3 protein-coding genes and 1 tRNA gene are annotated in these 3,070 nt (G+C 64.5%); 3 read left to right on the plus strand and 1 reads right to left on the minus strand.

Annotation, left to right across the window (positions count from 1 at the left end; translation table 11 throughout):
* On the plus strand, positions 1-635 hold a 635-nt coding region (locus VFP86_13435), incomplete at its 5' end, for a nucleoside hydrolase (GenBank protein ID HET9000641.1).
* Between the two features lie 8 nt (positions 636-643).
* Here the strand turns inward: VFP86_13435 and solA are convergent.
* On the minus strand, positions 644-1,780 hold the full coding sequence (gene solA / locus VFP86_13440; protein ID HET9000642.1) for an N-methyl-L-tryptophan oxidase: 1,137 nt from the start codon (positions 1,778-1,780) through the stop codon (positions 644-646).
* A 129-nt stretch (positions 1,781-1,909) separates the two neighbouring features.
* On the opposite strand from solA, the gene VFP86_13445 reads away from it, so the two are divergent.
* Together VFP86_13445 and VFP86_13450 are read left to right on the plus strand one after the other, a co-directional pair.
* Positions 1,910-1,985 (plus strand) — tRNA-Glu (locus VFP86_13445).
* 205 nt (positions 1,986-2,190) lie between these two features.
* Entirely contained in the window at positions 2,191-3,033 is an 843-nt protein-coding gene (locus VFP86_13450) for an alpha/beta hydrolase (protein HET9000643.1), read from the plus strand.
* The last annotated feature ends 37 nt before the right edge of the window (positions 3,034-3,070 follow it).

Consider the following 3,070-nt stretch of genomic DNA (forward strand, 5'->3'; position numbering starts at 1 on the left):
TCCGGGTCCGCGAAGGCGTCACCGTGATCGCCACCGGGCCCCTGACGAATCTTGCCGTGGCGCTGCGCCAGGCCCCCGACATCGCCCACCGCATCCGCGAGATCAGCATCATGGGCGGGTCAGTGACGTTGGGCAACAGCACTCCGGTCGCGGAGTTCAACGTCTGGTTCGACCCCGAGGCCGCGGACATCGTGTTTCGAAGCGGAGTGCCCTTATGGATGTGCGGGCTCAACCTCACCTGGCAGGCGGGCCTCGACTGTGCGGCGGTCGATCGTCTCGAGGGATTGAATACGGAGACGGCCAGGGCGATGGCCGCCGTCCTGCGCGTGTACCTCGGAAATCTTCGCGAGGGGTTTGGGGCTTCGTCCGCTTCGCTCCACGACCCCTGCGCCGTGGCCATTCTGCTGGAACCTTCCGTGATCACCTGGGTCCCGATGCACGTGGCCGTCGAGTTGAGAGGCGAGCACACGCGGGGGATGACGGCGTGCGACGCCCGTCACGTGCGCACATTCAACCCGGCCGCGATCGAGGGAGGTCCGCCCCGCGGGGCGCCTCCGAACGCCCACGTGGCTGTCGCGCTCGACCATGCCGGGTTCATTCGCCTGATCGAGGACGCGCTGGCCGCGTGCCCGTGACGTCGCGGCTACCGGACCGTTGACTGAACCCGGCGAAGCGCAAAAAGCTCGATCGGCTGCGGGGTGTGCCCCTGGAGCGCCAGGTCGGCCAGCACCTCGCCGACGACGCTTGCAAACTTGAAGCCGTGGCCAGAAAACCCGCCGGCGAAGACGACGCGCTCATGCACCGGGTGGCGGTCGATGATGAAGTGATAGTCCGGGGTGTTGGTGTACATGCACGTCGAGACAGATATGATCTGGCCGGCTGCGTCGGGCATGAGCTTCGCCAGGTGTGCGCGCATGCGCGTCTTTTCCTCTTCACCGACCTCACGGCGAATGGTTTGCGGCGTCGTGACTTCATAGTGCGCATGGTGGAAGCCGCACTTGAGACCCTGGCCCTCCAGGTATGGAAAGCCGTATGCATTTGTCCCGTGGTCCTCCCAGATATACACGGGTAACTTTTTGAACTCATCCCGGTGCGCGCTCGGTTCGAACCAGTACACGACCGCGCGGGTGACCTCGAGGGGAAGGCCGAGATCTGCCAAGACCTGGGCAGTCCACGGCCCCGCGGTGATCACCAACCGGCCTCCTTCATAGGTGCCTCGGGCGGTGCGGACGCTCACGCCCGTAGGGCTCGCGCTCCACGACTCGATGCGCTCGTGGAAATGGAGCTCCGCGCCCCCTCGTCTGGCCAGCTCGAGGTATGTGGCCACGCAGCGCTCGGGGGGAAGGAACCCCGCCTCGTACTCGAGCAGTGCGACCTGGTCCGGATGGGGGTGGAGCACGGGGTAACGCTTTCGGATCTCGTCGGGCGTGAGCATCTCATGGGGAATGCCGTGCGTGCGGGCGCTGAGGGCCGCCCCAGCGACCGCGCCGGAGTTGGGGGCTCCCAGATGGAGCGCCCCCGTCTTGGTCAACAGCGTGACGCCGGCCTCCTGCTCCAGCGCGTGCCAGAGATCGTAGGCGCGGAACAGCAGCGGGACGTAGTCCGGGCCTTCATAGTACGCTTGGCGGATCACGCGGGTCTGCCCATGGGACGAGCCTTGATCGTGGGCCGGCCCAAACTGCTCGAGGCCGAGGACGCGCGTTCCCCGTCGGGCGAGTTGGTAGGCGGTGGCGCTCCCCATCCCGCCGAGTCCCAGCACGATGACGTCAAACGTGGCCATTCCGGGCTGCCCTCCGTTCCGGGATCACCCGACGGTTCCACGGGCAAGCAGCCCGCCCCTCTCGATTCGCGCTGGGCGGCACGGGGCGGGTGGCGCGCACCGACCGGCGTCTGCTATACTCCTCTGGGCGGCCCCATCGTCTAGAGGCCTAGGACGCGGCCCTCTCAAGGCCGAAACGGGGATTCGAATTCCCCTGGGGCCACCACTCACACCGTAGCGCCCTCATTACGCTCCTGTCTCTGCCGGGCCTTGTACGTGTGTCGGGCCTCCGACCGCGAACGGTCATTCGCCTTGTGATGAGGCGGTGGGTGAGACTATTCTCATAAGCAAGCACTCGCCACGTCCTAAACAGACCCGCGCCGCTGGATGGTTGAACTTCAATTTCGCTGCGAGGAAGGGAGAATCTCGATATGAGCGCGATAGCGGCAAAGGACATCATCACGACCAAAGACGGCGTCACGATCTTCTTCAAAGACTGGGGCAGCGGGCAGCCTATCGTGTTTTCTCATGGCTGGCCGTTATCAGCCGACGATTGGGACGCGCAGATGCTCTTCTTTTCGCATCACGGCTTTCGTGTCATTGCCCACGACCGGCGCGGTCATGGGCGCTCGACTCAGACGGCAAACGGTCACGATATGGATCACTATGCCGACGATCTCGCCGCCCTGACCGCGCACCTCGATCTGAAGAACGCCATCCACGTCGGTCACTCCACCGGCGGCGGCGAGGTCGCCCACTATCTTGCGCGCCACGGCGAGAGTCGGGTGGCCAAGGCGGTGCTGATCAGCGCCGTGCCGCCGATCATGGTTAAGACCGAGGCCAACCCCGGCGGTCTTCCCAAGGAAGTGTTCGATGGTATTCAGGTACAGGTCGCCACCAACCGGGCCCAATTCTACCGCGATTTTCCCGCAGGTCCCTTTTACGGCTTTAACCGTCCAGGCGCGAAAGTCTCCGAGGGCATAATCCAGAACTGGTGGCGCCAGGGCATGATGGGAGGCGCCAAGGCACACTATGACGGCATCGTCGCGTTTTCCCAAACCGACTTCACGCCAGACCTCAAGAAGATCACGGTGCCGATGTTGGTGATGCATGGTGATGACGACCAGGTCGTGCCCTACGCAGACTCCGGGCCGCTGACGGCCAAGTTAGTCAAGAACGCAACCCTGAAAACGTACAAGGGTTTCCCACACGGCATGTGCACCACCCAGGCCGACACGATCAACGAGGACCTGTTGGCATTCATCCAGTCGTAACGCATGCACCTGTTCAGGCGGTCGCCCTTGACGGGGG

Source organism: bacterium, from assembly GCA_035703895.1.
In the GTDB taxonomy this organism is placed as follows: Bacteria; Sysuimicrobiota; Sysuimicrobiia; order Sysuimicrobiales; family Segetimicrobiaceae; genus Segetimicrobium.

Bases quoted from the DNA above. Each gene is read 5' to 3' on its own strand.
- solA (HET9000642.1), bottom strand. From the start codon at position 1,780: ATGGCCACGTTTGACGTCATCGTGCTGGGACTCGGCGGGATGGGGAGC.
- VFP86_13450 (HET9000643.1), top strand. From the start codon at position 2,191: ATGAGCGCGATAGCGGCAAAGGACATCATCACGACCAAAGACGGCGTC.